Annotated in this window: 25 protein-coding genes; 3 read left to right on the plus strand and 22 right to left on the minus strand. The window is 32.9% G+C overall.

The genetic code is table 11. The features are described 5' to 3' along the window. The first annotated feature begins 4 nt into the window (after positions 1–4). The 3 genes from CJ739_RS19795 (at position 5) to CJ739_RS19805 (ending at position 4,085) form a co-directional block, all read left to right on the plus strand. A complete protein-coding gene (locus CJ739_RS19795; protein ID WP_117178499.1) occupies positions 5–1,831 on the plus strand; it encodes a cytochrome-c peroxidase in 1,827 nt (608 codons plus the stop codon). A 115-nt stretch (positions 1,832–1,946) separates the two neighbouring features. After that, entirely contained in the window at positions 1,947–3,200 is a 1,254-nt protein-coding gene (locus CJ739_RS19800; protein WP_236951566.1) for a carboxypeptidase-like regulatory domain-containing protein, read from the plus strand. Between the two features lie 81 nt (positions 3,201–3,281). Beyond that, on the plus strand, positions 3,282–4,085 hold the full coding sequence (locus CJ739_RS19805) for a TerC family protein (RefSeq protein ID WP_117178503.1): 804 nt from the start codon (positions 3,282–3,284) through the stop codon (positions 4,083–4,085). Positions 4,086–4,656: 571 nt separating this feature from the next. On the opposite strand, the gene CJ739_RS19810 is transcribed toward CJ739_RS19805, so the two are convergent. From CJ739_RS19810 to CJ739_RS19920, 22 genes are all read right to left on the minus strand, one after another. Then, entirely contained in the window at positions 4,657–7,323 is a 2,667-nt protein-coding gene (locus tag CJ739_RS19810; RefSeq protein ID WP_117178505.1) for a DNA gyrase/topoisomerase IV subunit A, read from the minus strand. A 155-nt stretch (positions 7,324–7,478) separates the two neighbouring features. Beyond that, a complete protein-coding gene (locus tag CJ739_RS19815) occupies positions 7,479–9,335 on the minus strand; it encodes a DNA topoisomerase IV subunit B (protein ID WP_117178507.1) in 1,857 nt (618 codons plus the stop codon). A 348-nt stretch (positions 9,336–9,683) separates the two neighbouring features. Continuing rightward, positions 9,684–10,580: a DMT family transporter gene (locus tag CJ739_RS19820; protein WP_117178509.1), complete on the minus strand. Its 897-nt coding sequence runs from the start codon at positions 10,578–10,580 to the stop codon at positions 9,684–9,686. A gap of 663 nt (positions 10,581–11,243) precedes the next feature. Continuing rightward, positions 11,244–11,708 carry an SRPBCC family protein gene (locus tag CJ739_RS19825; protein WP_117178511.1) on the minus strand — a complete coding sequence of 155 codons (465 nt, stop codon included), beginning with the start codon at positions 11,706–11,708 and terminating at the stop codon, positions 11,244–11,246. Between the two features lie 278 nt (positions 11,709–11,986). Then, positions 11,987–13,081: a redox-regulated ATPase YchF gene (gene ychF, locus CJ739_RS19830; protein WP_117178513.1), complete on the minus strand. Its 1,095-nt coding sequence runs from the start codon at positions 13,079–13,081 to the stop codon at positions 11,987–11,989. 217 nt (positions 13,082–13,298) lie between these two features. After that, positions 13,299–13,703: a hypothetical protein gene (locus CJ739_RS19835; protein ID WP_117178515.1), complete on the minus strand. Its 405-nt coding sequence runs from the start codon at positions 13,701–13,703 to the stop codon at positions 13,299–13,301. Positions 13,704–13,930: 227 nt separating this feature from the next. Next, a complete protein-coding gene (locus tag CJ739_RS19840) occupies positions 13,931–14,683 on the minus strand; it encodes a DUF6882 domain-containing protein (protein WP_236951567.1) in 753 nt (250 codons plus the stop codon). Between the two features lie 16 nt (positions 14,684–14,699). Continuing rightward, on the minus strand, positions 14,700–16,811 hold the full coding sequence (locus CJ739_RS19845) for a M48 family metalloprotease (RefSeq protein WP_117178519.1): 2,112 nt from the start codon (positions 16,809–16,811) through the stop codon (positions 14,700–14,702). A 235-nt stretch (positions 16,812–17,046) separates the two neighbouring features. After that, complete coding sequence (locus CJ739_RS19850) at positions 17,047–18,051, minus strand: gliding motility protein GldB-related protein (protein ID WP_117178521.1); 1,005 nt, start codon at positions 18,049–18,051, stop codon at positions 17,047–17,049. 58 nt (positions 18,052–18,109) lie between these two features. After that, entirely contained in the window at positions 18,110–18,661 is a 552-nt protein-coding gene (locus tag CJ739_RS19855) for a dihydrofolate reductase family protein (RefSeq protein ID WP_117178523.1), read from the minus strand. Between the two features lie 85 nt (positions 18,662–18,746). After that, positions 18,747–19,325, minus strand: coding sequence for a nucleotidyltransferase family protein (locus CJ739_RS19860; protein WP_117178525.1), 579 nt, complete (start codon positions 19,323–19,325; stop codon positions 18,747–18,749). Positions 19,326–19,415: 90 nt separating this feature from the next. Next, the gene (locus CJ739_RS19865) at positions 19,416–20,174 is read right to left on the minus strand and encodes a DJ-1/PfpI family protein (RefSeq protein WP_117178527.1); all 759 of its coding nucleotides are present in this window, start codon (positions 20,172–20,174) and stop codon (positions 19,416–19,418) included. A gap of 107 nt (positions 20,175–20,281) precedes the next feature. Further along, positions 20,282–20,950: a hypothetical protein gene (locus tag CJ739_RS19870; protein ID WP_117178529.1), complete on the minus strand. Its 669-nt coding sequence runs from the start codon at positions 20,948–20,950 to the stop codon at positions 20,282–20,284. A 164-nt stretch (positions 20,951–21,114) separates the two neighbouring features. Next, entirely contained in the window at positions 21,115–21,432 is a 318-nt protein-coding gene (locus tag CJ739_RS19875) for a hypothetical protein (protein ID WP_117178531.1), read from the minus strand. A gap of 145 nt (positions 21,433–21,577) precedes the next feature. Next, positions 21,578–22,057, minus strand: a complete 480-nt coding sequence (locus CJ739_RS19880; RefSeq protein WP_162880278.1) for a hypothetical protein — start codon at positions 22,055–22,057, stop codon at positions 21,578–21,580. A gap of 208 nt (positions 22,058–22,265) precedes the next feature. Continuing rightward, positions 22,266–22,901 carry a hypothetical protein gene (locus CJ739_RS19885; RefSeq protein ID WP_117178535.1) on the minus strand — a complete coding sequence of 212 codons (636 nt, stop codon included), beginning with the start codon at positions 22,899–22,901 and terminating at the stop codon, positions 22,266–22,268. 243 nt (positions 22,902–23,144) lie between these two features. Further along, on the minus strand, positions 23,145–23,690 hold the full coding sequence (locus CJ739_RS19895; RefSeq protein WP_117178539.1) for a hypothetical protein: 546 nt from the start codon (positions 23,688–23,690) through the stop codon (positions 23,145–23,147). Between the two features lie 25 nt (positions 23,691–23,715). Beyond that, a complete protein-coding gene (locus CJ739_RS19900; protein WP_117178541.1) occupies positions 23,716–24,333 on the minus strand; it encodes a hypothetical protein in 618 nt (205 codons plus the stop codon). Between the two features lie 28 nt (positions 24,334–24,361). After that, positions 24,362–24,742: a hypothetical protein gene (locus CJ739_RS19905; RefSeq protein WP_117178543.1), complete on the minus strand. Its 381-nt coding sequence runs from the start codon at positions 24,740–24,742 to the stop codon at positions 24,362–24,364. Positions 24,743–24,754: 12 nt separating this feature from the next. Next, positions 24,755–25,216 carry a contact-dependent growth inhibition system immunity protein gene (locus CJ739_RS19910; RefSeq protein ID WP_162880279.1) on the minus strand — a complete coding sequence of 154 codons (462 nt, stop codon included), beginning with the start codon at positions 25,214–25,216 and terminating at the stop codon, positions 24,755–24,757. 95 nt (positions 25,217–25,311) lie between these two features. After that, positions 25,312–26,109, minus strand: a complete 798-nt coding sequence (locus CJ739_RS19915; RefSeq protein ID WP_162880280.1) for a hypothetical protein — start codon at positions 26,107–26,109, stop codon at positions 25,312–25,314. Between the two features lie 78 nt (positions 26,110–26,187). Next, positions 26,188–26,406: a helix-turn-helix domain-containing protein gene (locus tag CJ739_RS19920; protein ID WP_117178547.1), complete on the minus strand. Its 219-nt coding sequence runs from the start codon at positions 26,404–26,406 to the stop codon at positions 26,188–26,190. Between the last annotated feature and the right edge of the window lie 2 nt (positions 26,407–26,408).

Genomic DNA, 26,408 nt, shown 5'->3' on the forward strand with positions numbered 1-26,408 from the left:
CAAAATGAAAACACCCATTAAAGCATCAGCCTTTTCCATATTTTTAATCTTAGCTATATCTTGTAAAAAAGAAAAAGAAACTACCATTGCTGCAATAAATTGGTCAAGTGCCCAAAACTATTATTTAAAAAACATTCAAACATCTATAGATTACCTAGATAGTTTAAAAAAGGAAGGATTTGATGGCACAAAATCTAAACAATATTTCACACTCGCACGTGAAGCCTTTAAAAAATCTGAACCTTATGCCTCCTATTTAAACCCCGAAGTTGGACATAGAGCTAACGGTCCAGCACTTCCTATTTATAAAGATGATAATGGAAAAGTATTAAACCCTGTAGGCTTTCAAAAAATAGAAGAAAGCATTTACGAACAAGAAACCAGTAAGACCGATTTCGAACAAGAACTTTATGTAACCAAGGGCATGCTTTATGTACTAAAAAAAGGCATTGAAAAAAGAGAACTGAATGCCCAACGCTTTTTTATAGCGACCCATCAGCAACTATTCAGAATTGTAAGTTTAGCCATTTCTGGTTTCGATACACCTGTAAGTCATTTGGGAATTAATGAGAGTAAAATTTCTTTGGAAGGTTTAAAAACAGTTTACCAAAATACCATTCAGCCCATTATTCAAAATAAAAACAAATCATTAGATATAGATTTTTTAAATAGCATTTCAAAAGCTGTAAAATTTATTGAACAAAATGATAATTTTGATACGTTTGATAGATTTACTTTTACCAGAGATTATATGAATCCTATCACCCGAAATTGGGTTAATATTCGTAAAACAAGTAACCTTTGGGATCCTGTAAATACAGAGCCTTTCAATTTTGATGCCCCAACTTTTTTTGAAAATAACTCCTTCAACCTCAACTTTTTTACACCAGCCACAAACAGAAACCCAACAGACAAACAAATTGCTCTTGGAGAAAAACTATTTTCAGATCCTAAACTTTCCTCAAATGGCACTATGGCCTGTATAACCTGTCATGTTCCAAATAAAGGATATGCAGATGGTATGAAAGTTAATTTAGACAATAATGGTAAACCGCTTCAACGTAATACACCAACACTAATAAATACAGCATTTCAGCAAAGTTTCTTTTTAGACGGTAGGGCGAGTAGTTTAATTGACCAAATTTCGCTAGTGTTTACCAACGACAAGGAATTTAATACCAATGTACATGAGTTTTCAGATATCATTTTAAAAGATTCTACCTATGTTGATCTTTTTAAAGATGCGTATGGTCGTATTTCTAAAAACAACAAAGATGTTATTAAGGCTATTTCGTCATACATTTCTACACTTAATAGCTTTAACTCTAAATTTGACAAAAACATTAGAGGTGAAGAAAATACATTTACAAATGAAGAAAGGCAGGGATATAATCTTTTTATGGGAAAAGCACTTTGCGCAACCTGTCATTTTATCCCGTTAACAAATGGAACTGTACCTCCATTTTTTAACGAAACTGAAAAAGAAGTTATAGGTGTTCCAAAAACATCTGATAACAAAGAATTTGACAATGATTTGGGATTTTATTGGAAATACAAAGAAGATTTACACAAAGGTATGTTTAAAACACCTACCATACGAAACGTCGAAAAAACAGCACCATACATGCACAACGGGGTATATCAAACCCTAGAAGAAGTGGTAGATTTTTACAATAAAGGTGGTGGTAACGGACTTGGTTTTGAGTTAGAACACCAAACTTTGCCTTTTGAAGCATTAAATCTTAGTGACGAAGAACAAAAAAACATTGTTGCTTTTATGAAGACACTTACCGAGAGTCATACGCCTAAAAACCCACAACACAAGAAGTAAGTCTTTTATAAACAACAGTTTAAGTTAAAAAATATTACATAAACAATATAAATAAGCGTTTTTTTTTTCGTATCTTAATGCAAGCTAAATTATTAGCTATCAATACCTCATGAAAATGAAACGCTTTTTACTTTCCATGCTTACATGCCTTCTTTTTTTTAATGGCATGCAGTATCTCAATGCGCAAACTACAACAGCTTTTATAGAAATTAAAGGAAAAATTGTAGATGATGACTCTAACGATGCCTTAATTTTTGCCGACATCATTATTAAAGATTCAAACATTAGTACCATAACAAATTCCGATGGTGAGTTTGCTTTAAAAATACCTGATTCACTTGCCGATAAATCAGTGACATTTTCTCATTTAGGATATCAAAAAAAGGAACTAAAAATTTCTGAATTACATACGAATTCAAAAATCAAACTCATTCCTACAATTACAGAATTGAATTTGGTAGAAATTAAAACTTTTAAGGATGCCGAAACCTTATTACGGGAAACTTTAAAAAACAGAAGCAATGCTTATAATAATGAAAACGCATTAATGACTGCTTTTTACAGAGAAACCATTAAAAAGAGACGAAAAAATGCTTCATTATCGGAAGCCGTTGTACAAATACATAAACAGCCTTACAGCAATTTTAAAAATGATGCTATCGAACTTATAAAATCGAGAAAAAGTACCAATTACTCCAGATTGGATACATTAGCTTTAAAACTTCAGGGAGGTCCCTTTAGTAATTTATACACCGATATTATAAAATACCCAGAATATATATTTACGAATGAAGACATTGCTTTATACGAATTCAGCTTTGGCGAATCGACCCAAGTGAATAACAAACCCGTATATGTTATCAATTTTAAACAAAAACCAGGTATTAAAGAACCTTTGTACTACGGCAAACTTTATATAGATTCCGAAACTTTAGCATTAACCAATGCTGTTTTTAGACTTAATGTTGAAAACAAAGAATTATCCAGCGACATGTATATTCGGAAGAAACCAAGAAAAGTAGATGTATATCCTACCGAAGCCTCTTACCGTGTTAACTACCGTACCCAAAATGGAAAATGGCATTATGCCTACAGCAATATTTTACTAACTTTTAAGGTTAATTGGAAAGGTAAATTATTTAATAGCGTATACACCTTAAACAGTGAAATGGCTATTACCGATTGGCGTATTACCAACCCGAAATTAGTTAAAAACAAAGAAAACATGCTAAAACCAACTACTATTTTAGCAGATGAAACTTCAGGTTTTAAAGACCCCGCCTTTTGGGGTAAATATAATATTATTGAACCTGAAAAGTCTATTGAAGCTGCCATAGAAAAAATTAAAAAGCAGTTAAAACGTACCTAAAAACATTTCGTATAAAATCTTAATCGAACAAGTAAATTTTAAGTAATTTTACATACTTAATCCCATCTAAATTTTCATATTGTGATAGATTTTTTATTATCCAGCGATGCCATAATGGCACTCTTAACACTTACTTTTTTAGAAATAATTTTAGGCATTGATAATATTGTATTCATTTCAATTGCAGCCAATAAACTACCCGAACACCAACAAGCTAAAGCAACAACCATTGGCTTGATTTTAGCTATGGTACAACGCATTATCTTGTTGTTTTTTGTTAGCTTTTTAATTGGCTTAAAAGACCCTTTCTATACTATTGAATTGTCCTGGCTTCATATCGCGGTTAGCTGGCAAGCCGTTATTTTATTTGGAGGTGGCTTGTTTTTGATTTACAAAAGCACTTCAGAGATACATGAAAAGGTTGAAATGCCCGACCACGATGAAGATGCCTTGAAAGGGAAAAAAATAAAAAGCCTCTCGCAGGCCATAGTCCAAATCATGCTAATCGATTTTATTTTTTCAATCGATTCTATTCTAACCGCAGTTGGTATGACCAATGGATTGCACCCCAATCACAACTACAATTTGGTTTTAATGATCATTGCTGTGGTTATTTCCATTTTTGTAATGATTGGGTTTGCAAACCCGATTCGTCGCTTTATTAATGAACACCCTAGTATGCAGTTATTAGGTTTGGCCTTTTTAATTCTGATTGGATTTATGTTAATTACCGAGGCTGCGCATTTATCGCACACAAAAATACTTGGAAATACCGTTGGCGCCATACCAAAAGGCTACTTGTATTTTGCCATAGCCTTTTCACTTTTTGTGGAGTTTTTAAGCTTTAGAATTGAAAAGAAACAAAAGAAGGCGACAAAAAAGTAAACTTTAATATCAATCTGAGGTATCATTTTTATTCTAAAAAGGTAATATAAAATGACATTTACTTTGTCAGACTGAGCTTGTCGAAGTCCTAATTTAAAAAAATGTTAATGGTTGTCTTTCGACTTCAAGATAAACTAAAGCCGAAATGCATTGATAATTTGATTAATAAGATTTTCGGCTTTAGTTTATCTTGAGCGCAGTCGAAAGGCTCAATGTAATAGTTCTATTACTGATTTAGTAATTTCTATTGCCTTTATATAAACGGTATAAATAGTAAGCAATTATCACAAGCAATACGATTATTATGAGTCTGAAAATCATACCATAAAATTATTAAAATAACGTGAGTTCTATGTAATGTAATCTGATATCCAAGGGTTTAAATAGTTATATAAAAAATCATTACAAAACCTGAGTTCAGATTGATAAACGTACCTCTAACTTTTAACAGTTTAGCCGTATAATTGTGGAATCGTGTATCACAAACTTCATCGGTACAAACTCAGAACTTTGAACTCTGAACTCTGAACTTTTAACATCAAACTTCGTTAAAATTTATATCGAGCTCAGGTTAAAACAGTTTCGTTTGTCCTTTATCATCTAGTCTATCATCATCACTCTCAGAATTAGAATCATCTCTATTTTGATTATCACCCTCAGTGCTTTCATCCAAATCTAAAGAAACATCTTCTTCATCAACCACTTCTAAATCATCGGCGTGTACTTCTTCTGGTGCTTCATAAGGAAGCGGTTCCAATAAACTAATTTGGTTTACTTTCTCTTTTGTTAATTGGTTTCCTAAAGCTGTAATACCTTTAACAGCAATAAATTCTTCTAAATTTACAATTAAATTATCTTTTCGCTCTTTGCCTCGTTCTTTGGTAAACTCAATTTCAGCCATGGGAATCCAGTCGGTTGAAACAATTTCCAAATGCGATTTATCATGGTTGGTAATAAAGCTTTCTTCTTTATTTTCGTTTTCAATCAAAAATCGTTTTACAAAATATTTTTCTTTTTCGCCATCAAAATAAATAGCTGATATCGGTTTTTTAGGAATCCATTTTTCCATCACAATCATATCACTATCAAAATGGGTCGTCACCTCTGGTATGATGGTTTTTGCCACACCTTTTTGGTTGATGATTAAGATACGGTCTTCACCTCTAAACTCGCCAACCAACTCGCCCCTGCCATCAACATTTAAGCGTTGTACGGCGTCATCAAACCATATTTTTCGTGGTTTTAATGTAGAAATACCTTTCTCTTTTAGCTCTACTTTTTTAACAGGATATTTAGTAACTAAGTTTCCTTTGGAATTTCTCCCTTTAATTATAATATCGGCAAAATCAATATCCCACTTCAGTTTTTTAATGCTTCCCGCTTGACGCAGTAAAATACTAACTACCTCGGCTTCACCATTGGGATTTGCTGAAAAATACAGCACTACCGATCCTTTATTGCCGTTGGTTAAATCGTATTCCTTATCGCGGGTAATTCCAGTAACCGAAAAGCGTTTTATGTACGATGGACCACTTTTTCCATCGCGATAAATCATATTGTAAATGGTACGATTGTCCTTTTTATCAAAAACCTCTACGTTAATAATATCCTTCCCTACAAAGGTTTTTGAATCGACTTTCGTTACCATCATTTTACCCTCTTTGGTAAACACAATAATATCGTCTATATCGCTACAATCACAAACATACTCGTCTTTTCGCAACGAGGTACCAACGAAGCCCTCTTCCCTATTTACATAAAGTTTGGTATTTCTGATAACGACTTTAGTGGCATCGACATCATCAAAAGTGCGGATTTCTGTTTTACGTTCACGCCCTGCACCATACTCTTTCTTAAGCCTTGTAAAATATGCAATGGCATAATCGATAAGATGTTCTAAATGGTGCTTTACTTCGGCAATTTGTTCTTCTAAGGCATCAATTTTTTGCTGTGCTTTATCGATATCGAATTTAGAAATACGTTTGATTCTTATTTCGGTTAAACGCTCAATATCCTCAACGGTAATGGGCCGTTTTAAATGTTGAATATGCGGTTTCAGCCCTTTATCAATGGCACTAATAACGCCTTCCCATGTTTCTTCCTCTTCAATATCTCGATAGATTCTGTTCTCTATAAAAATACGTTCCAAAGAAGCAAAATGCCATTGCTCTTCAAATTCGCCTAAACGTATTTCCAGCTCTTGCTTTAAAAGCTGAACGGTATTATCGGTGGAGCGACGCAGCATTTCCGTAACACCAACGAACAGCGGTTTATTGTCTTCAATAACACAACCTAATGGTGATATGGACGACTCGCAACTTGTAAAAGCATACAAGGCATCGATGGTTTTATCGGGAGACAGCCCCGAAGGTAAGTGAATTAAAATTTCAACCTCCGCAGCGGTGTTGTCTTCAATCTTCTTAATCTTGATTTTACCTTTATCATTCGCCTTTAAAATAGAATCTATAAGTGATGATGTGGTTGTTCCAAAGGGGATTTCGGTAATAACCAAGGTATTTTTATCCAACTGCGATATTTTGGCACGTACACGTACACGCCCACCTCTTAAACCATCATTATAATTAGAAACATCGGCGATGCCTGCAGTGGGAAAATCGGGTAAAATCGTGAACCGCTTTCCTTGTAAATGCTTGATGGAAGCATCTATGAGTTCGATAAAATTATGAGGCAATATTTTGGTTGAAAGTCCTACCGCAATACCTTCACCTCCTTGCGCCAACAACAGCGGAAACATCACCGGCAAGTTGACTGGCTCCTTTCGACGCCCATCGTAAGAGGCTTGCCATTCGGTTATTTTAGGATTGTAAACAACATCTAAAGCAAATTTAGACAAACGTGCCTCAATGTAACGCGATGCCGCCGCACTATCGCCAGTAAGAATGTTTCCCCAGTTTCCTTGGGTGTCTATTAACAAATCTTTCTGACCAATTTGCACCATAGCATCGGCAATACTAGCGTCACCATGCGGGTGGTATTGCATGGTATGCCCCACAATATTTGCGACCTTGTTATAACGCCCATCATCTAAATCTTTCATAGAGTGCATGATACGGCGTTGTACAGGTTTAAAACCGTCTTCAATTGCGGGAACAGCACGTTCTAATATAACGTACGATGCATAATCTAAAAACCAATCTTTATACATACCCGTAACACGGGTAATGGTTTCAGTTGGCTCGTCTTGTCCGCTAATTAAATCGTTGTCGTCTTCAATCATTAATCGATCTTATTTTTTTGGCTTTCCGTTAAGCATGGTTTTTTTGAAACCCTTCGCTCTTTTATGACTTAAATTTCTATTAAATGAGGTTACGAAATCGTAAACATTTTTTCTCAATACTGGTTTTTCCTTATTGTATAACATGACTTTTTATTTTAGTTGTCTTCTATAATATCTAATTCTACTTTTAAATTGTCTATAATAAACTCTTGACGTGTCGGTGTATTTTTCCCCATATAAAATGATAATAAATCTTCAATAGACATATTATCATCTAACATAACGGGATCTAAACGGATATTCTCTCCAATAAAATGCACAAACTCATCTGGTGATATTTCTCCAAGTCCTTTAAATCGGGTTATTTCGGGTTTTGGCTTTAATTTTTCTATGGCATCCCTTCGCTCTTCTTCTGAATAGCAATAAATGGTTTCCTTTTTATTTCGTACCCTAAATAATGGTGTTTGTAAAATGTATAAATGGCCTTCCTTGATGACTTCTGGGAAGAATTGCAAAAAGAAGGTTATTAAAAGTAACCGAATGTGCATCCCATCGACATCGGCATCGGTAGCAATAACCACATTGTTATAACGCAAGTCCTCTAATGATTCCTCAATGTTTAAAGCGGCTTGCAATAAGTTAAACTCTTCGTTTTCGTAAACAATTTTCTTGCTTAAGCCATAACAATTTAAAGGTTTTCCTTTTAAGCTAAAAACCGCTTGGGTATTTACATCGCGTGACTTAGTGATACTTCCGGAAGCTGAATCCCCCTCGGTAATAAACAAGGTTGATTCTAAACTACGGTCATTTTTTGTGTCTCCAAAATGCACCCGGCAATCACGTAGTTTTTTGTTGTGAAGACTGGCAGATTTGGCACGGTCTTTTGCTAGTTTTCGAATCCCTGAAAGTTCTTTTCGCTCCCTTTCTGCTTGCAGAATTTTACGTTGAATCTTCTCTGCTGCATCTGGATTTTTATGTAAGTAGTTGTCTAAATGCGTTTTTAAAAAGTCATTGATATAGGTTCTTACGGTTGGCAAATCGCCCCCCATATCCGTAGAGCCTAATTTGGTTTTCGTCTGACTTTCAAAAACAGGCTCCATGACTTTAATGGCAATGGCACTTACAACAGATTTTCTAACATCAGAAGCATCGTAGTTTTTGCCATAAAACTCACGAATCGTCTTTACCAAAGCCTCTCTAAATGCATTTAAGTGCGTACCTCCCTGCGTGGTATTTTGTCCGTTTACAAACGAATGATACTCTTCACTGTATTGTGTTTTACTATGCGTTATCGCCACTTCAATATCATCTCCTCGTAAGTGAATGATGGGATATGTTCTATCTGATTCGTTAATGTTTTCAGATAATAAATCTTTCAGTCCATTCTCACTAAAATACTTTTCACCATTAAAAACGATGGTTAAACCTGGGTTTAAATACACATAGTTTTTAAGCATTTTAACGATATACTCATTTCTATACTTATAGTTTTTAAAAATGATGTCGTCGGGAACAAAAGACACTTTCGTTCCTTTTCGGCGCGTTGTATCGTCTAATAACTCTTGATTGATTAAATTTCCCTGTTCAAATTCAGCGGAAGCGGATTTATTATCGCGTGTAGATTCTACTCTAAAAAATGACGATAAGGCATTCACCGCTTTGGTACCAACCCCATTTAATCCTACCGATTTTTTAAAGGCTTTAGAGTCGTACTTTCCACCGGTATTCATTTTAGAAACCACGTCTACCACTTTTCCTAACGGAATACCACGACCGTAATCCCTAACGGTTACTTTACTACCTTGAATGGAAATCTCGATGGTCTTTCCTGCTCCCATCACATACTCATCAATAGAGTTGTCTAAAACCTCTTTTAGAAGAATGTAAATACCATCATCTGGTGAAGAGCCATCACCCAATTTACCAATATACATCCCTGGGCGCATACGAATATGCTCTTTCCAGTCTAGTGAACGTATATTATCTTCGGTGTAATTGGTTAATTCAGCCATAGATTTTGAGTAAGATTTTGTGATTGGACGCTAATATAATACAACCCTAGAAAAAATGAAACTGCCATTACACAAAGTAATTAACAATATTGTTTGATAAGTTGGGTTTTGGTTGATGGTTGATGGTTTGTGGTTGATGGTTTGTGGTTGATGGGTCTTGGTTCTTAGTTCTTGAGTCTTGGGTCTTGGTTCTGGGTTTTGGTCTGTGACTAATATTGGTAATGAACAATGAAAATATATAATACTCTTTTTAAACTTTTAAACTCTGAAACCTTTGAATCTCTGAAACTTTAATACTCCTAAACTCCTCAACTTCTCCACTACTAAACTCCTCAACTTCTCCACTCCCTAACCCCTCCTCAAAGACACCAGCAAGATACCAAAAATAACAATTAATGCACCAAATAACTGCAACAATGTAAGCACTTCATTTAAAAAAATACCTGCTAATATAATGGTCGAAATAGGCCCAAAACCAGCAATAACTGCAAAATTTGAAGAATTGATGCGATTGATGGATTCAGAAACCAAATACGATGGAATAACGGTAGCAAAAATGGCTATTAAAAAACCCAACATATACACTTCCCATTGCAAACCAAAAATGTCTACATTGGAAAACAAACCAAAATGAATAAACACACAAAAGCACGAAACTATCATGGCATAGGACGTGAATTTAACCACACCAAACTTAGGTATGAGCCAACCGCTTCCCACTAAATAAGCAGCATAAGTAATGGCACAAAGCAAAATGAAAAACCCTCCTAAGTAAGTATCGGTACCAGAAATAGCCACTTCGCCCCAAAAGGTAATAACAATACCAATGTAAGTTAAAAATATAGCCAGTGCCTGTGTTGAATTGATAGGTTTTTTAAGAAATAACTTGTTGAAAATAATGATAATGGTTGGATATAAAAACAAGATGATACGCTCTAAGCTCGCTTTAATATATTGCAACCCTACAAAATCGAAATAACTAGACAAATAGTAACCTACCAAACCAAAAAACACGACCCAATAATAATCTCTTTTCACAATAACACTAGGGTTTTCTTTTCTGCTGTATATAATAGCAATAACCAAATAAAATGGAAACGAAAAGAGCATACGCAATAACAAAAGACTCAACGCATCCACTTGATATAGATACGCCAATTTTACCATGACAGCTTTAGATGAAAAAAGGACGATGCCTAAAATACCTATTAAAATACCGGAGATGAATTTCTTTTTTGATTGCATGAAGCGAATATAAACTACATGTAAGTGGCAAGGAATTAATGTAGGAAGGAATTACGATGTTCAAACGTGGGTTTTGTTTGTGAGTTTATGAGTTTATGGGTTTATGAGTTGAATTGGTTGTTAATCATCAACTATTGGCTATTGTTTATTTGTTTATACGTTTATTTGTTTATGCGTGAATTGGTTAATCATTGAATTGATTGTTGATTACTGACTACTGCCTACTGCGACTGCTTACTGCCTACTGTCTACTGCTTACTGGCTATTGTTTATACGTTGAATCGTTTAACTGTTTAATTGTTGAATTGATTGTTGATTACCAACTACTACCTACTGCGACTGCCTACTGATTATTGTTTATTTGTTTATGGGTTTATTTGTTTATGCGTGAATTGGTTAATCATTGAATTGACTGTTGATTACTGACTACTGGCAACTGTTACTGCCTACTGCCACTGCCTACTGGCTATTGTTTATACGTTTATGCGTTGAATTGGTTAATCGTTGAATTGATTGTTGATTACTGACTACTGCTGTTACTGTCTACTGTTACTGCTTACTGCTTACTGCCTACTGTTACTGCCTACTGCTACTGCCTACTGCTACTGCTACTGCTTACTGTCTACTGACTACTGAATACTGCCTACTGCTACTGAATACTGCCTACTGACCACTGACAACAGATTCCGCTTTTTCTTTTAAAAATGCATTTCTTGTTCGCAAAAGATTTGCCATATACTTTTCCAAGAATAACCAGTTCGCTAATTTTCCCAAAATACCATAAGGGGATTCGAAATAAAAAACATCGGACATAATTGTTTTTTTACCAACTTTTTTGAAGTGGTGCTCGTGTCGAAATGATTTGAATGCTCCAGAAACCATTTCATCTACAAAATAATCTGGGTACTTAAATTCTGTGATTTTTGAAGTTAAATGCTGCACAAACCCAAAATGTTTGGCTTCCCAAGTAACTGTTTCGCTTAACTCAATTAAACCTGAAGTTCTTCCTGCAACAGCAATTTCATCTGAATGTTTTAAAGATTCTTGATGAATCTCTATATTTCTCGCTAAATTAAAACACGTTTTTATATCTGCATTAATAATGGTTTCGACTTTAACGTAAGGCATAATAACTTATAGTATAGAATAATAATATTACAAAACTATTTCAAAAATATAAGTTTACCTACAACTATTTACTTTTATTTAGAATAAATAAATCAACCACTTCTATGGACTTGAAGTCCTTAGTTTTGTTCGCAGACTAAATCTGCAAGGTTAGTTTGTGAAATTAATCTGTAAAAATTTTTAGAATCTAAAAGGGAAATGCACTAAAGTGCATAGTTTTAACTATTTCTGTGACCAATAAAAAAAAATAACGAATTACTTTTATCGATAAAGTGACATTAAACGTTAAAAAGGAAATGCATCACATCACCATCCTTAACCACATAATTCTTTCCTTCAACACGCATTTTACCAGCTTCTTTTACTTTGGCTTCACTTCCAAAAGACACATAATCATCATAACCAATCACTTCGGCTCTAATAAAACCCTTTTCGAAATCGGTATGGATAACGCCCGCTGCCTGTGGCGCCGTAGCACCAATATCAATAGTCCAAGCACGTACTTCTTTAACACCTGCAGTAAAGTATGTTTGTTGTTTTAGAAGCTTGTAGGCCGATCTTATTAATTTTGCAGAACCTGCCTCGTCCAAACCTATATCTTGTAAAAATAGCTGACGCTCTTCATAATCGTCTAACTCATTGATATCAGCTTCGGTACCAACAGCTAAAAATAACACTTCGGCTTTTTCGTCTTTTACCGCTTCTTTTACCAAATCGACATATTTATTACCGGATACTGCCGACGCTTCATCTACATTACATACATACATCACTGGTTTTTCAGTAATAAATTGCGAAGGTTTTACAAAATCCTCATAATCATCTTCTGTAAACTCTAAAGCACGAACCGAAATGCCTGCTTCTAAATTTTCTTTTATTTTTAATAAAACCGCTTCTTCCTTTTGCGCCTCCTTATTACCTGTTTTGGCTGCACGTTTTACTTTTTCAAGTTTTTTATCAACGGTTTCTAAATCCTTAAGCTGTAATTCCATGTCGATGGTTTCCTTATCGCGAATGGGGTTTACGCTCCCATCAACATGCACAATATTATCGTTATCAAAACAACGCAATACGTGTAAAATAGCATCCGTTTCCCTGATGTTGGCTAAAAACTGGTTTCCTAAACCTTCACCTTTACTTGCGCCTTTTACCAACCCAGCAATATCAACAATCTCTACGGTTGCGGGTTGCACACGCACAGGGTTTACCAACTCCGTAAGCTTTTCTAAACGTTTATCTGGAACATTTACCACACCAATATTAGGCTCTATGGTACAAAACGGAAAGTTGGCACTTTGCGCTTTGGCATTAGACAAACAATTAAATAAGGTTGATTTTCCTACGTTTGGCAATCCTACAATACCTGCTTTCATTAAAAATTTATTTTTTTCATTTCCACAAAAGCGGAAATCTATAATTTGCGAGTGCAAATGTAGTTAATTCATTAATTATTTAAAGTATATGCATGGAGTATTTAACTCAAATAACTAATGGGATAATTTAAATTAAAAATTATTCTTGGGAAGAGGCGCTTCTAAGTAGATAGAACGGCATTGGTTTTTAACTCAGCCGGAGTTACCTGCTGGCTTTTTATTCCGAAATATTTTTTATCAAATCGTTTTGCAAAAATTCATATTCTGATTTTTTCCAAAATTGGAAGTCAAAAATTGCGACTGTACTTTCGTCTTCCCAATTTCCGTTTTTGTTAAACTGTAAAGTCCACTTTATTCGTTTATTGCCTCTTTTCTTTACTTTTAATCTGCATTCATTTGACAGTCCATAACCAAAACAACTAATAGCTTCTTCTTCACTTTTAAATTCTTCGTGCCAAAAATCATATTCAACCGTAAAATTCCCTTTGCCATTGTCAATCAGAACAACAGGAAATCCGTTTTTGTTTTTGGGATGTACAATTATCGAATCCGAGTCTAATTCAAAATCAGCTTCTTGATATTTTTTTAGTCGGTTTATTATTTCATTAATCGTTTTGTTCATTTTTCAGCCTAAGTCAACCCCGTTATATAATAACATATATTACTCATATCCCATAAACATACAGGATATCGTTAGTTTTTTATCTTCTATCACTTCTTTTTTTAAAACGATGAAAACTCTCATACCATGCAATATGTAAATGTTTTAAAAACTATCAAAAAAAGGAGGCTATATCCATGATGTTTTATGGTTTTATAGGTCTTACGCAACGGGTACCGATGTTATCCTTAATATTTTAGTTCGTTCAAATTCAATTCTTTAACTTCAAAGTAACATCTTTCACAGACCAACTTAATATTAGCAAATTTCATAGATTCATCATTCCAACCATCCGTTTTTAGTCGCACTTTTTCGCATTCGGTACACCATGCTTGAAAATCATCATCTTCATCCAATTTCATTCCACGATAAGTTTCAAATGCTTCTTCAAACCCTATTTTGTTTTCCGTATTCAAATGTTGGCAAATAAATGCCTTCCTTATTTTTCCGTGAATACTACATTCAATTAATTCACTTTCACTTTTTTCGACTTCTTCTTTCGTTATCTGTTCAGTCAATAGAAAATATTTTTCTAAATGCCCAGAAATAACTCGATATGTTCCAATTCCACCAATTATGTCAAAAGCTATTGCTGTTAATTCCCAACCTGTATATTTATCTCCATTAAAGTGCTTATTGGTCAGATTTTCGTAATTCTTTTTTTCTCCAAACTCTTTAATTTTTAATGTCCTAAATTTTTCAAGTTCAATAGAATCTTCATTCGCCCAAGCCCACATCCAAGTGTTTGTATTCAGCGAAAATGTTCCAACTGGAATATATCGGAAGTAAATCTCTTTGTCGTCGTTATACAATCTTAATGTTTCGGTGGATTGATTATAAAACCAATTTGCGTAATTTTCCGTACCAAATTTTTCTCTAAAACTAGGCTGACTTTCTTGAAGTTTGCCAACTGCTTTTTGAGCGTATTTTTCGTATTTCAATGATTTAAATATCAATTCAATTCGATTTTCCAATGTTAAGCACAACTCCCTCTTGCGATACGCTGTTATTATCTGTGATTTTTATCAATTCCAGTTGGTAATTCAATAATTTCTTTTTTAATAAAAAGTAACCTCGTGATAAAAGAAAAGCATAATTGTTCATAGCTGTAAATATCATTTCCAAATTACTATCAAAATACTTTTCGTTACCAAAATACGTCCATTTCTTAGAAAGGTACAATTCAAAATTATCTTTAATTTTTTTTGTTAATTCAGATTCATACTTAATGTCTTCCAGCAATTCCCTTATTCCTTTTTTCAAATCTTCTTCTATTGGTTCAATCCGTAAAAAATTTGCTCGAATCTGTTCAAAAGGCGTTGTGAAGTTTACAAATTGTAATTCGTTTGACAACTTAATATAGGTTTCATATTTAGAATCAAGTTCTTTTTCATAATCAAAAAACTCATTGTATAAATTCTCCAACACGGAATTATTTTCATTATCACGCTCGCAATTACTGAAAAACTGAAAAATCCTTATGTCGTTAAGCTTTATCTGTTCGTTTATTTCTTTTAGTTCTAATTCAAGTTTTTGAAGAAGAATTTTACTGTCCTTTTGGCTATACTTTTTTCCATCATAATCAAATGTTTTGATGGGCAGAGTCTTCTCTGAAATTTGTTTAATCGTTTCAATGTCAGTTTGCAGAGATATTGCTGTATAAACGAGATCTACCATTTCTTCAGAAAATAAATCTTCCAATTTGATATCAGCTAAATGATCCATTGTATTTTTTGTGTCAAAAACTAACGGATTTTTATTATCATAATAACCATTATACACTTTAGCAAACGAGTTTTCTATAAATTCATTTTTGAATTCAGACTGAAACACTTCACTTGGAATAATTGAACACTCGCCGGTATAAGCGACTTCTTTAAACAGCTTTCCAGTTAGCTCTTTTTGTGTTTTTTCTATATTACTAAACAATAGATTTGCAGATTCGTTGTCCACATTTTTTGAATTCAATCCGGTTTTCTCTAGCATTGCTATTCTGTCTTCTGTACTTGGATGTGAAGCCCACTGGTCTTTAATTACCAATTTTGATTTATTGAATTTATTTAATTCATCTTCCGATATTTGAGGCAAGTTGTTTTTAATTTCAATTTTATTGTCTTGAGCAATAAAATTCATTACAAATAAGTGGTCTTTATAAATATTTTCAGTTTTTTTATTTTCGGTTATTTTACTCTCATAAAATGATAAAACACTGTTGAAAGAATGATCGGCTAGGGACATTCTCAGCAAAGAACTTTTTAAAGGGTCTAATCCAGTTACACTTGCCGCTATTTCATCAGCATGAAATTCCATTTCTCTTGACAACCCCATATAATTCTTATTAACAACTTCATACATTTTTTTTAATACCCACTGAATACCTTCAACAATTTTTACCGCTATAATCACAAAAATTGAAAAATAGCCACTTACATTTGCCCACCCTTGTATAAGTTTATCATACGATTCGTTGTCATACAAAAGGTTAAAAATTACTTGATTTACATTGTAAACATAACTTCCGACCTTCATTGTTTTTTGAGAAAAATGACCGAATTCGTGGCTCAATATCGCAGTAAGTTCCGATTTGGAGATGGTGTTGACTAGCCCCAAGCCAATTTGAAGGTTTTTTTTGATTGGGAAAAACATACTCCAAAAACTAGAGTCATAAAAAACTGCCGCATTTACATCTGTAGATAAATAAACTTTTTTAGGAAAGTCTGTACCAACCTTATTCACAATCTCGTCTATGAGACTAAAAAGTTCAGGTTCATCCGTTTTTCTAATTTCAATGAGGTGTGAGCGATCAACTTTGTGCGATTTAAATATAAATTTAAGTAGAAAAAACAACACAAGAATTCCCAAACTTGCTAATCCTATTCCTAAAGCTATGGTTATTAACATTGGTCGAATAGCTATTAACATTATTCCGCCATAAACACATAGGGCTGTCAACCCAACAGCCAAAACCAACATGAGTATATAAGTTAATAGAAAAAAGTTAATAGAAATTATCGCCTTGGTAGTTTGAGTTTTAAACTCAGTTGATACTTTGATCTCTGTTTTTGTCATTAGGGTGTTATTTTAAAATCACAGACAACTCGTTATATTTCATTACTCCATACCCCATAAACATACAAGATATCGTTAGTTTTTTATCTTCTATCACTTCTTTTTGAAAATGATGAAAATTCTTATGCCATGCAATATATAAATGTTTTAAAAACTATCAAAACATATTTTTTAAAATAGGGTTACTTGAATTCAGCTGCAATGAGCTATAGGACACGGTGTTGGAAAATCATTTTTATTTTAATTCGGATATATACTTTTCATATCCGCTTTCTTTTAATAGTTTTCTAACAGGAATTGTATATACCTCTGTCCAAGAGTCCTCTCCATTTCTTTTAACATACTCTTCAATTATTCTATAACCAATAAAATAGCCAAGTTTTCCGGGAGAATCTGGCATAAAAGAATTTCTTTCAGCCGTTCCTAATTCATTATAATCTTTTCCATTAGTTGAAAATAATAGTGGTTTGGCCTTTTCAAAAATCCTTTTTTCATTTTCTAAACACCATCGATAATCTTCTTTTGAATAAGTCATAAAAGCTTCTGAAATGGATAGGTTGGAATGCTTTTTTGCAAAGTAAGTAGCAAAACCTTCACTGATAACATCCCAAAGAACGGTATTATTATCAGGGTCATTTTTACTTGTTAAGTCATAAATATTATGATTAAACTCATGGGGTAGCAAATTTTTGATATAATTTTTTTCAAACATCTTTGTATAGGATAAATTCAATTGCATCGAATTTAAATCACATCCACACATATCACATCCATCAGGACTAGAAAAGAAATATATATACCAGGCTCCAGTGGGTTTGTAGCCAGAAAGTTCTGAAACGGTTTTATAAGTGTTTTTGATGATAGCATCAAGGTTTATTTGTTCTATAAGTTTTATTCTTTCATTAATTATGGTGTCGTTCTTTATTAAGTGCGTGTTCCACCCAATAAAGTTTGATTCAGAATAGCTCCAACAATTTTTAAATATCGCAGGATATGGTGTAAATAAGTTCCTTATTATTTTGTTTGCAATTTTAAGAGAATCCTTTTCTCCTTTTAGTTCTCTATAAACTAAGATTTGATTTTTATAAATATTATAAACTATAAAATCACCAAAATCAATAGTATCTTTTACATTGAGGATTTGGTCAATTTTATTTGATTCTTCCTTTAGTTTTTCTGATTTCCCTTTACAACAAATAGTAAATACACAGATAATTAAAACAGTGAAATGCCATTTCATATTTTCAGCTTAAATGTTTGCCAACGTCCATTGCTGGTAGTTCCTTATTTTTTCTTTATCATTCCTTTTTCGGTTGATAATACAGAATCACAGCTCCACTATTAAAGATTTTAGTCTTAACAAGTTTAAAAATAATCCTGGCGTTTATGTCTTCAAATAATGACAAACCGTTTCCTTCCACCATTGGATATATGCAAAGTTGGAATTCATCAATCAAGTTAAGTTTCATCAGTTGTATAATTAAACTGCGACTACCAACAAAAACAGTTTTACCTGATTGTTGCTTGAGTTCAAAAACTTTATCTTTTAAGTCACGTTTTGCTATGGTTGCGCTTTCCCAATCTACATTTTTAAGCGTATGGGAGAAAACAATTTTTGGAATTTTGTCAATAGCTATGGCAAAGTCATTCATTGATTTTTCTTCGGAAGGATTTTCTAAAAACGTTCGCCAAAATTCCATAAGTTGATACGTTGTTCTACCGTATAGAATGGCGTCTCCCTGTCCTAATAACTCTGTATAATGCTGATGTATTTCTTCATCTGGAATTCCTGCTGTATGGTCGCATATTCCATCAAGTGTCATATTTAATGCTGCAACTATCTTCCTCATATTACTTTATCTATTCAACTTTTGATTTTCATAAATCTTTTCTCCAATGACTGCCAACTTGCTTACATACAGAACTCTCTTCCTTTTACATAACTATTTTGGAAGACTGTGCAGAGCTGGTTTTTATTTCCAGTTGGTTCCATTTTTCTTTCCATCCCTTTTCTTGAATTCGTTCATTGTAAGTCGCTAAATCAAATCCAGGTGTAGGAATCACCAAAAGATTAAATAAATCTTCCAAACCATAAGGCGCCATATACTCAATTCGGTTTTTGGAATTCAATCTTACTGCTATTGAAGTTGCAGTTTCTGGCCAAAAAGAAATGGCTTCATGACAATCTGCATATGGTTTGTGTCCATTTCTAAGGTGCATTCTTGCTTGATTTTTTACAGACCAATTCAGATTTGGACTTATTGATTTTAGCTTTGTCTCAATGTGTGAGTCATACTCTTTAATCGGTTTAGTTTTGTCAAAGTATATGATGTCAATATCATTAAGTTCGGTGCTTTCTTTTCCGTGTTTTACATCCCAAACCTTATTTCTCACAAAACCAGCGCCAACCCAAGAATCATTTAGCTTTAAATCCCTAACGGTTTTCAAAACATGAATCATCCATAAATCACTTTCTATGATTTCAATAAGTTCCTTTTCTAAATTTAGACTCATTTTTTGTAGTTATATAACATTTAGCTATATCTGTGTGGTTTTTTATGGTTTTTGATGTTTAGTAAACGGTTATCATTGTGCCCACAATACTTATTCTTTCCAATTTTGAAGTCGGTCGAGATATAAATAACTTTCTACAAACTTTCTATGTTCTAGACTAGTCATTTTTTCCAATACATTCAATGCAGAAATGTAACTCGCCAAATTTCCGTTAGAAGAACTGAATTTTCCATCTTCAACATAAGTTACCAAACTGTCGTTTTGGACTTTTAAATTCGGATAGTCCTTTTGTAATTGTTCCCCACCGCCAATCCACGTAACGATTTTCTTGCCGTCTGCAATTCCGGATGCTCCAATTAATTGAGCTCCCGCACAATTGCTCACGGTATATTGGGTTTCTTTATTCTTCTCCCTTATAAAATCCACAATCTTTTCATTGTGAATTTGGGCGTACATATCGTAAGCACTTGGAACAAACAAAACTGTTAATTTCGGGCAGTTCCCAAATGTATAATCGGGAACAAAATGCATGCCTTCCTCCGTTGTTATTGGATTTTTAGTTTCGGCTATGGACACCACGTTGAAAAGCTGTGTTCCATCTTCTGTCGGTTTTGCAAAAACGTCGGAAGCTGCGATGACTTCGCTTTGAAGCACGCCGTTATACATCAAAAGTCCGATAGTAGGCAATTCCGATTTGAACGGTTTTAGGTGTTTGGTCAGCGTGTCCGTATCCGTTTCTTTTTCCGTGTGGCTTATGTTTTCAATTTCGGGATTGGTCTTTTTTTCGGTATTGCAACCAATAAGTATTGTTGCAAAAAGCATTGGTATTATAATTCTAAATGTTGTCATATCTCTCGGTTTTCTTGTTTTGTGGGTAACTCGTTATATAGTAACATTTATTATTCAATGGAGCGATATCTGTGATTTTTTTATGGTTTTATATGTTTTGTGAACCCTTAGCTCTTTATTGTTATCTCTTTAAATATATTCCCATTTCTATCGAATACTTGAAATGAATTATCTATCCATTTCGTTTTATGGAGTTTATTATAAAAATCATATACTACGTTTTTTAGCAAGAAGTCATTATAGTATTCGACTCCTTGCTTGTCTACAATCTTTAAAGAGGCGTTCTGTCCGTTATCATTAATCCTAATTGTCAATATTGCTTTGAGACTTCTTGACTTATTGAATTTGCTTAGTTTCTTACTGTCAAAAGAATAATCATACTTCAATTCTTTTATGTGGTTTATAATTTCCAATACCTTGATTTTATTTCCCTGAACCTCAACAGGTATATTATCAATTACTGTTTTTAGGACATTCAGAATCCAATCATTTTGTTTGGCCTTTGGAAGTCTGAAATATTTATGGAAATCAAAATCAACAAATGAATAGTTAACATACCCACCAAAATTCTTGACATCATCAGGTTTTTCCCCATTGCCTTTTATGTCAATGTTCAGCTTCAAAATATCTCCAAATTCAAACTTTGTGGGAATCAAGTAGAAAAAAATATCTTGAACAGTATGTGTAGTCAGATTAAAATCCTTTTCTGATAATCCGTCTGGTAGCTTTTGCCCATGTCCAATATGTATACTTAAGTCCCTTAAATATCTTGCCATTTGTATCTTGATAATGTTTGTTTTTTCAAAGTTTCATTTCAATTTTATACGGTTCGCTCTTTAAAATAAGGCTAACATTTTGTTAATCATTAAAAATAAAACACATTACAAATATAATTTCACCCCTCTCTTTTGCCTTGCCCTTCACCTATGAGCTCCATTAGTTACTTTGGTTCGTGAAAATATTCATAAGCATAACCTTCTATTTCTCCATTTAACTGATTTCCTTTTTCATCTTTCAGATCATACATTTCTTGTATCCCACCAATAGAAGCACAACCGTCTAAACCTAAAAGAATGGTATAAAAAATATCAGTAAAGGAAGTGTCTAACACTTTTTTCATTATTTCAGTCTGTTGGTCAGTCAGATTAAGTGACTTAATTAATTGCCCAACTTCGGTTTCAGAATTTTCAGAAAGATATTCTTTCAGGAAACTCTGTTTTTCGACATAAAATGCCTTTACAAATTCTTCAGTGTTCATAGATGTAAGCTTGCAGGTAACGTGTTTCTGTAACAGGCGTTGTATGATTTAAGAACTAAGATAATTAAAAAACACAAACCACAACCCTTACTAGGATTTTCCAAAAGGAAAACCAGAAGCAGTATATGTTAGGACATGGTATTGTCTATAGTTTTTTCAGATGACTCTCAATGTATTCAATTTTTTCACTCCAATAAACAACAGCTTTTTCCCAATCAATTTTCCGATTCTTGTTAGTTCCGTCCTTTAGTTCATTCGGAATATAAATTAAATATTCACTGTTTTTGTACCAGTCTTTACTTTTTTCGCTATCATTTTTTGGTACAATTCTATTAGACCAAAACCTCCTGTGTTTTATATAAATATCTTTTTTCTCTTTTAGAAACTCAATTAGACTTTCTTTGTCCTTCGGAATATAACCAGGTCCAGAACATCCACAAGAATGAAATGTAATTCCCGTTTCGTATAAATTTCGAATATGATTCCACGCTTTTAAATCCGACTTTTTTGGTGATTCAAAGTCCAATCCCATATTAGCAGTCATTCCGTTACATTCAGGACATTTATATGGCTGATTTTCCCAAACTTTTGTATATCCAGTATTCTCGTCAATATCAATTAACAATCTTCGCTTAAATGTTTTTCGACATTCGAAACAAGCATAATGAGGTTTGTATGAGTTAATTCCGTATCGGCACATTTTTGTTCAAATTACTGATGATGTGATTGTGTAAGGATAGTTGGGTATGCAAGCAACTAACTTATTAAAAATGGAACGAACCAGAAGAAAATCCGCAGGGTTTTCCGAATAGGCTAGAACCAAGCAATTATTTTTACAAGGTGTTGCCAACTGGCTTTGCTTCTGTTATTGGAATCGGTTCATATTTTTCTTTTTTCACAATGTGAGTCAATTCCGTTAAAATTTTTTCTAATTCTTGAATAGAATTCAACTTTTCTTTTCTAGTGTCAATTTTTTTTGTGAATGAATATCTAGTAAAGTCAATATTCGAATAGTCATATTCTTGAGCTTTTTGCAAGTAGTCTTTACTGTTTAGGTTATTAGTAAGTCCATAAATTGCAAATTCTGCTATTCTTGGTTTGTAAATATCTATATCAAAAGTTATTTGACAACCATTTATTTCTCCAAACAAAACGTAATCTTTAAGACTGTTATGATTTGTTTTAATTGCTCTTTTATTAAATCCGATTTTTTCTAAATCCGAATAAGGTTTTTTAGATAGAATTCGGTTTTTGTACCTCCTTTTACGAAACCAATCGGAAATCCAAGCAAACAAAACAAATGTAGGTGCAAAAAATAAAGTGATAGAATAGATTGTCAAAATCCATTTAGTTGAAACCTCTGAAGAAAAGTAAAACAAATATGTGGAAAATCCGAAAGTCAGAATTCCGCTTATCCATAAATATCCTTTAATCAGGAATCCTTTGTTTAATTCAAATAGTTCGTTCATTCAGCTTGTTGGCAACTTATTTATACTCAGAACTTTTATCTTTTCATACAGCTGATATGGATGGCTATACGGAAGTTTTACAGCTTCTACCCACTATCTCCTCCCCTTTTTTAAATGATGAAAATTCTTATACCACGCAATATATAAAAGTTTTAAAAGCTTTCAAAAAAAAGGAGCTATATCTGTGATTTTTTATGGTTTTATATGTTTTGTATAACGGTTACTGGCGTTGTAAATCGTTCCTTAATATTCTTTTTCTTTTCTTATTTCTCCGTTTTCATTGTAAGTTGTCCAAAGTCCATTTTTCTTTCCGTTAACCCTTTGTCCTTCTTTGTACAAATAACAAATTCCTAACTTATTGGAACATTTATAATGTCGGTAGTATCTTTTGAAACGAACCTCTCCTAAAGAGTCAAAAAACTCATCTAGGGATTTAGCTTCCGAATCAATTTCTGTTGTTACAAATTCTACGGTTTTGTTCCCATTTCTGTCAAACCCTTTGCTCGATAAGATATTTCCATATTTGCCCAAACAACTTTCATCTGCGACTTGTCCATTTTTGTGGTATTGCACAAGTTTCCCTGTTGCTGTTGAGAATTCTTCTGAATTATACTCATAAGTTGTCCAACAAATTATCCACAAAATTTTCCCATTTTTATAATATGTTGTATCTACTTCCGAGCCAATTTTTTTTAAATCTTTTACAAGTTCAAGAAATCTATCAGAATGTTGTGCAATTGATAAATTACAAATCAGAAATGAAAATATTATTATTGAAATGTGTTTCATTCAAACGTTTTACAACTCGTTGTTTTTATTGATATTCGTACTCTAGTCTGTCTTTAATTTTAATCAATTCATGTTTTTTTTCAGGAAAATCCAAAATCAGCTTGTCTAAAAGTTCCTTAGCAACGTGGCAATTTTTAATTTCTCTTTCGCATTGCAAACTATATGCATTAACAAGTCTATAATTGACATCATAATTATCAGAGAACATTTTTTTTGCTTTTTGGTATTGGAAAATAGCGTTTTGCCAATCTCCTTTTTTAAACCAATTATCACCATCATCTATAAGAATTAAAAATTTATTTTCTTTTTCTTTAAACTCTAATGTTTGCTGATTTTTTACTAGTAAGTTATTTTGTTTAATTAATTTTAAAGGGACATATGAAAAGATACTTATCACAATTAATGCCATTGCAATAAAAATGAGATGTTCCTTTTTTCTTTTTTTTATTACTTTCTTTCTTATTTCTAATATTTCCTTAGCTGAAGCCTTTTTAAGGTCTAATTTTCCTGAAGCTGCTTTTAAATATTCCTTTTTTAAACTAAGAAATGTTTTCTCTTTTTTGAAAAGTCTTTTAGACCTGAGTAACTTTTTGTTGTTATTCAGGCTAGTAATCATTCCTTGAATACTTCCTCCTCCAAACATTTTTAAATATTTACGCTGTACACCGTTTTTATCTGCTTCTCAAAATCTGTCCCACATATTTCTTGTGATTTTCATAACCATTTTTTTCTGGATTGTATAAGTCAATCATTTCATCTAATCCAGTATCAAAAATCTGCCAACCGTACTTTTTGGATAATTCGATTAATTCAAAAAGGCCATTCTCGCCATAAAGACTAATCATTTTATTACTTACAGGTTCTTCATCGGTGAAAAAGTCAATTGAAAAGTCTTTTCCTTTAATTTCTCTATGATTTTCATTTATTAATATTTCACTAAATGAATTTTCAAGAATTTCACAAAAATCCATTGGCTCAAATTGATTGTCATCAACATCTTCAATGGAGTCTATTTTCTGTTTTGAACTAAATAGTATAATATCCCAACTCATATTTGTTTCTGTTCAATTATTAAATTTCTCAAACTCTGAAAAAGCATCAAACCATTCTTTTCTTATTTTTGATATAGTATCCGTGTTATTTAATGTCTCTATATTGATGTTAAACAAATCAATAATTTTCTTCCAACTTTCCTTATCTTCCCTCCAGTAAGCAGCCTCTGAAGTCAAAACAGCTTTCAATAAATCACCCTCATAAAAGTCACCTTCAGCAAGTATGTTTTCTTTTAACCTATCAATTGCTAAAGGAATCAAAAACTTGAGTCCAATATTTTGACCAATCATAATTCTCAGGTCTTCAATATTGAAATCCTTTAACTCCTTTTTTCTGAGTCTATGACAAGTTGTAACTAAATAACTATCGTATTTAGGCTCTCCCCAAATATCCTTTTCTAAACTTTCTAATGATTTTGAAGTCCAATTGCTTTCAAATTTAGTTTTTATCTGTTTGTTTTTAGAGTTGCTCATGGGGTCTTTAAAATCTCTGTCAACGAGTCAATAGAGCCATTTTTTATAGTTTTAGATGCCTTGTGCAAATCGGTTATGAATGGTGTTGCCAGTTTTTAATTCCAAAATTCCCACCATTTCTTTGAAGTGGAACTTTCTTTTTCTTTATTCTTTTCACTTGGTTCAGGAATCCAAAACTTGTAAACTGTACCTAAAGCAGTTCCTCTATCAGATATTGGATATTCAAGTCCAATCTTATTCATAAAATCTACAACTTGCCAATCCTTGTTGGTAAATTCATCTTGAGGATATGCCTTGAATGGTTCTGCGTCTAAATCCCAACGAACATAATAATTAACAATGTCTTGCTCTTTAACATTTGGAACTAATCTCGTGACGATTTGTGGATTACCTTTTTGTTCATCGATTTCTGTTTCAGATAAACTATCATCCCAATAATCTGGAATCGGATTAAACTGATCAACTAAATTGCCTTTGTTATATAAAAAATATAACCATAAATCACCATCGTGAATATGAAAAAAGAAAACAGGACAATTTAATTTTTCAGAGATGTACTTTGACATATCTCCAGATTCATTGAATCCACTTGGATAAAAGACTGTTACATTTCCATTTTTTTCGTTTAAAACACAAAAATTTTCATTGTCATTATCTAAATCTTCTTTTACGAAGTCGCCATTATTATCTTTAGCGTATTCATTTAAACATTTTTCAACATCCTCTTTTGTTTTTCCGATTACTCCGGACATCGATAAAAATAGTCCCACAGGTTTTGGTTTTAAATTATTTAGTTTAATACTTGGGTCAAACTCAATTTTCGGTTCAATTCTCATTTTAGAGAATAGTCCGATACTAATTATTATTCCAAATGTTACAATCAGTATTTTCATTTCTCAAATTACCTAAAATTTGTTATGCAGTATAACATCTATTACCAATATCCCGAAAACATATCAGGTTTTTTGTCTCTATTTACTTGGTAATTTTAATTCAGTAAAGATGTCTTTGAACATTTCTCCAGGATCCACACCCAATGCCAAAGCAATTAAGTATAATTCCCATGCTCTAAGTTGCGTAAATGGATTAAGTGTGAGTTCACTGATTCTAGATTTACTAATTCCAGTTTTCTTCGAAATCCCTGCTTTACTTGCCGATTTTTTAGATAAATAATGTCCAAGTTCTGTCATCC

The organism is Mariniflexile sp. TRM1-10, assembly GCF_003425985.1.
Lineage (GTDB): Bacteria > Bacteroidota > Bacteroidia > Flavobacteriales > Flavobacteriaceae > Mariniflexile.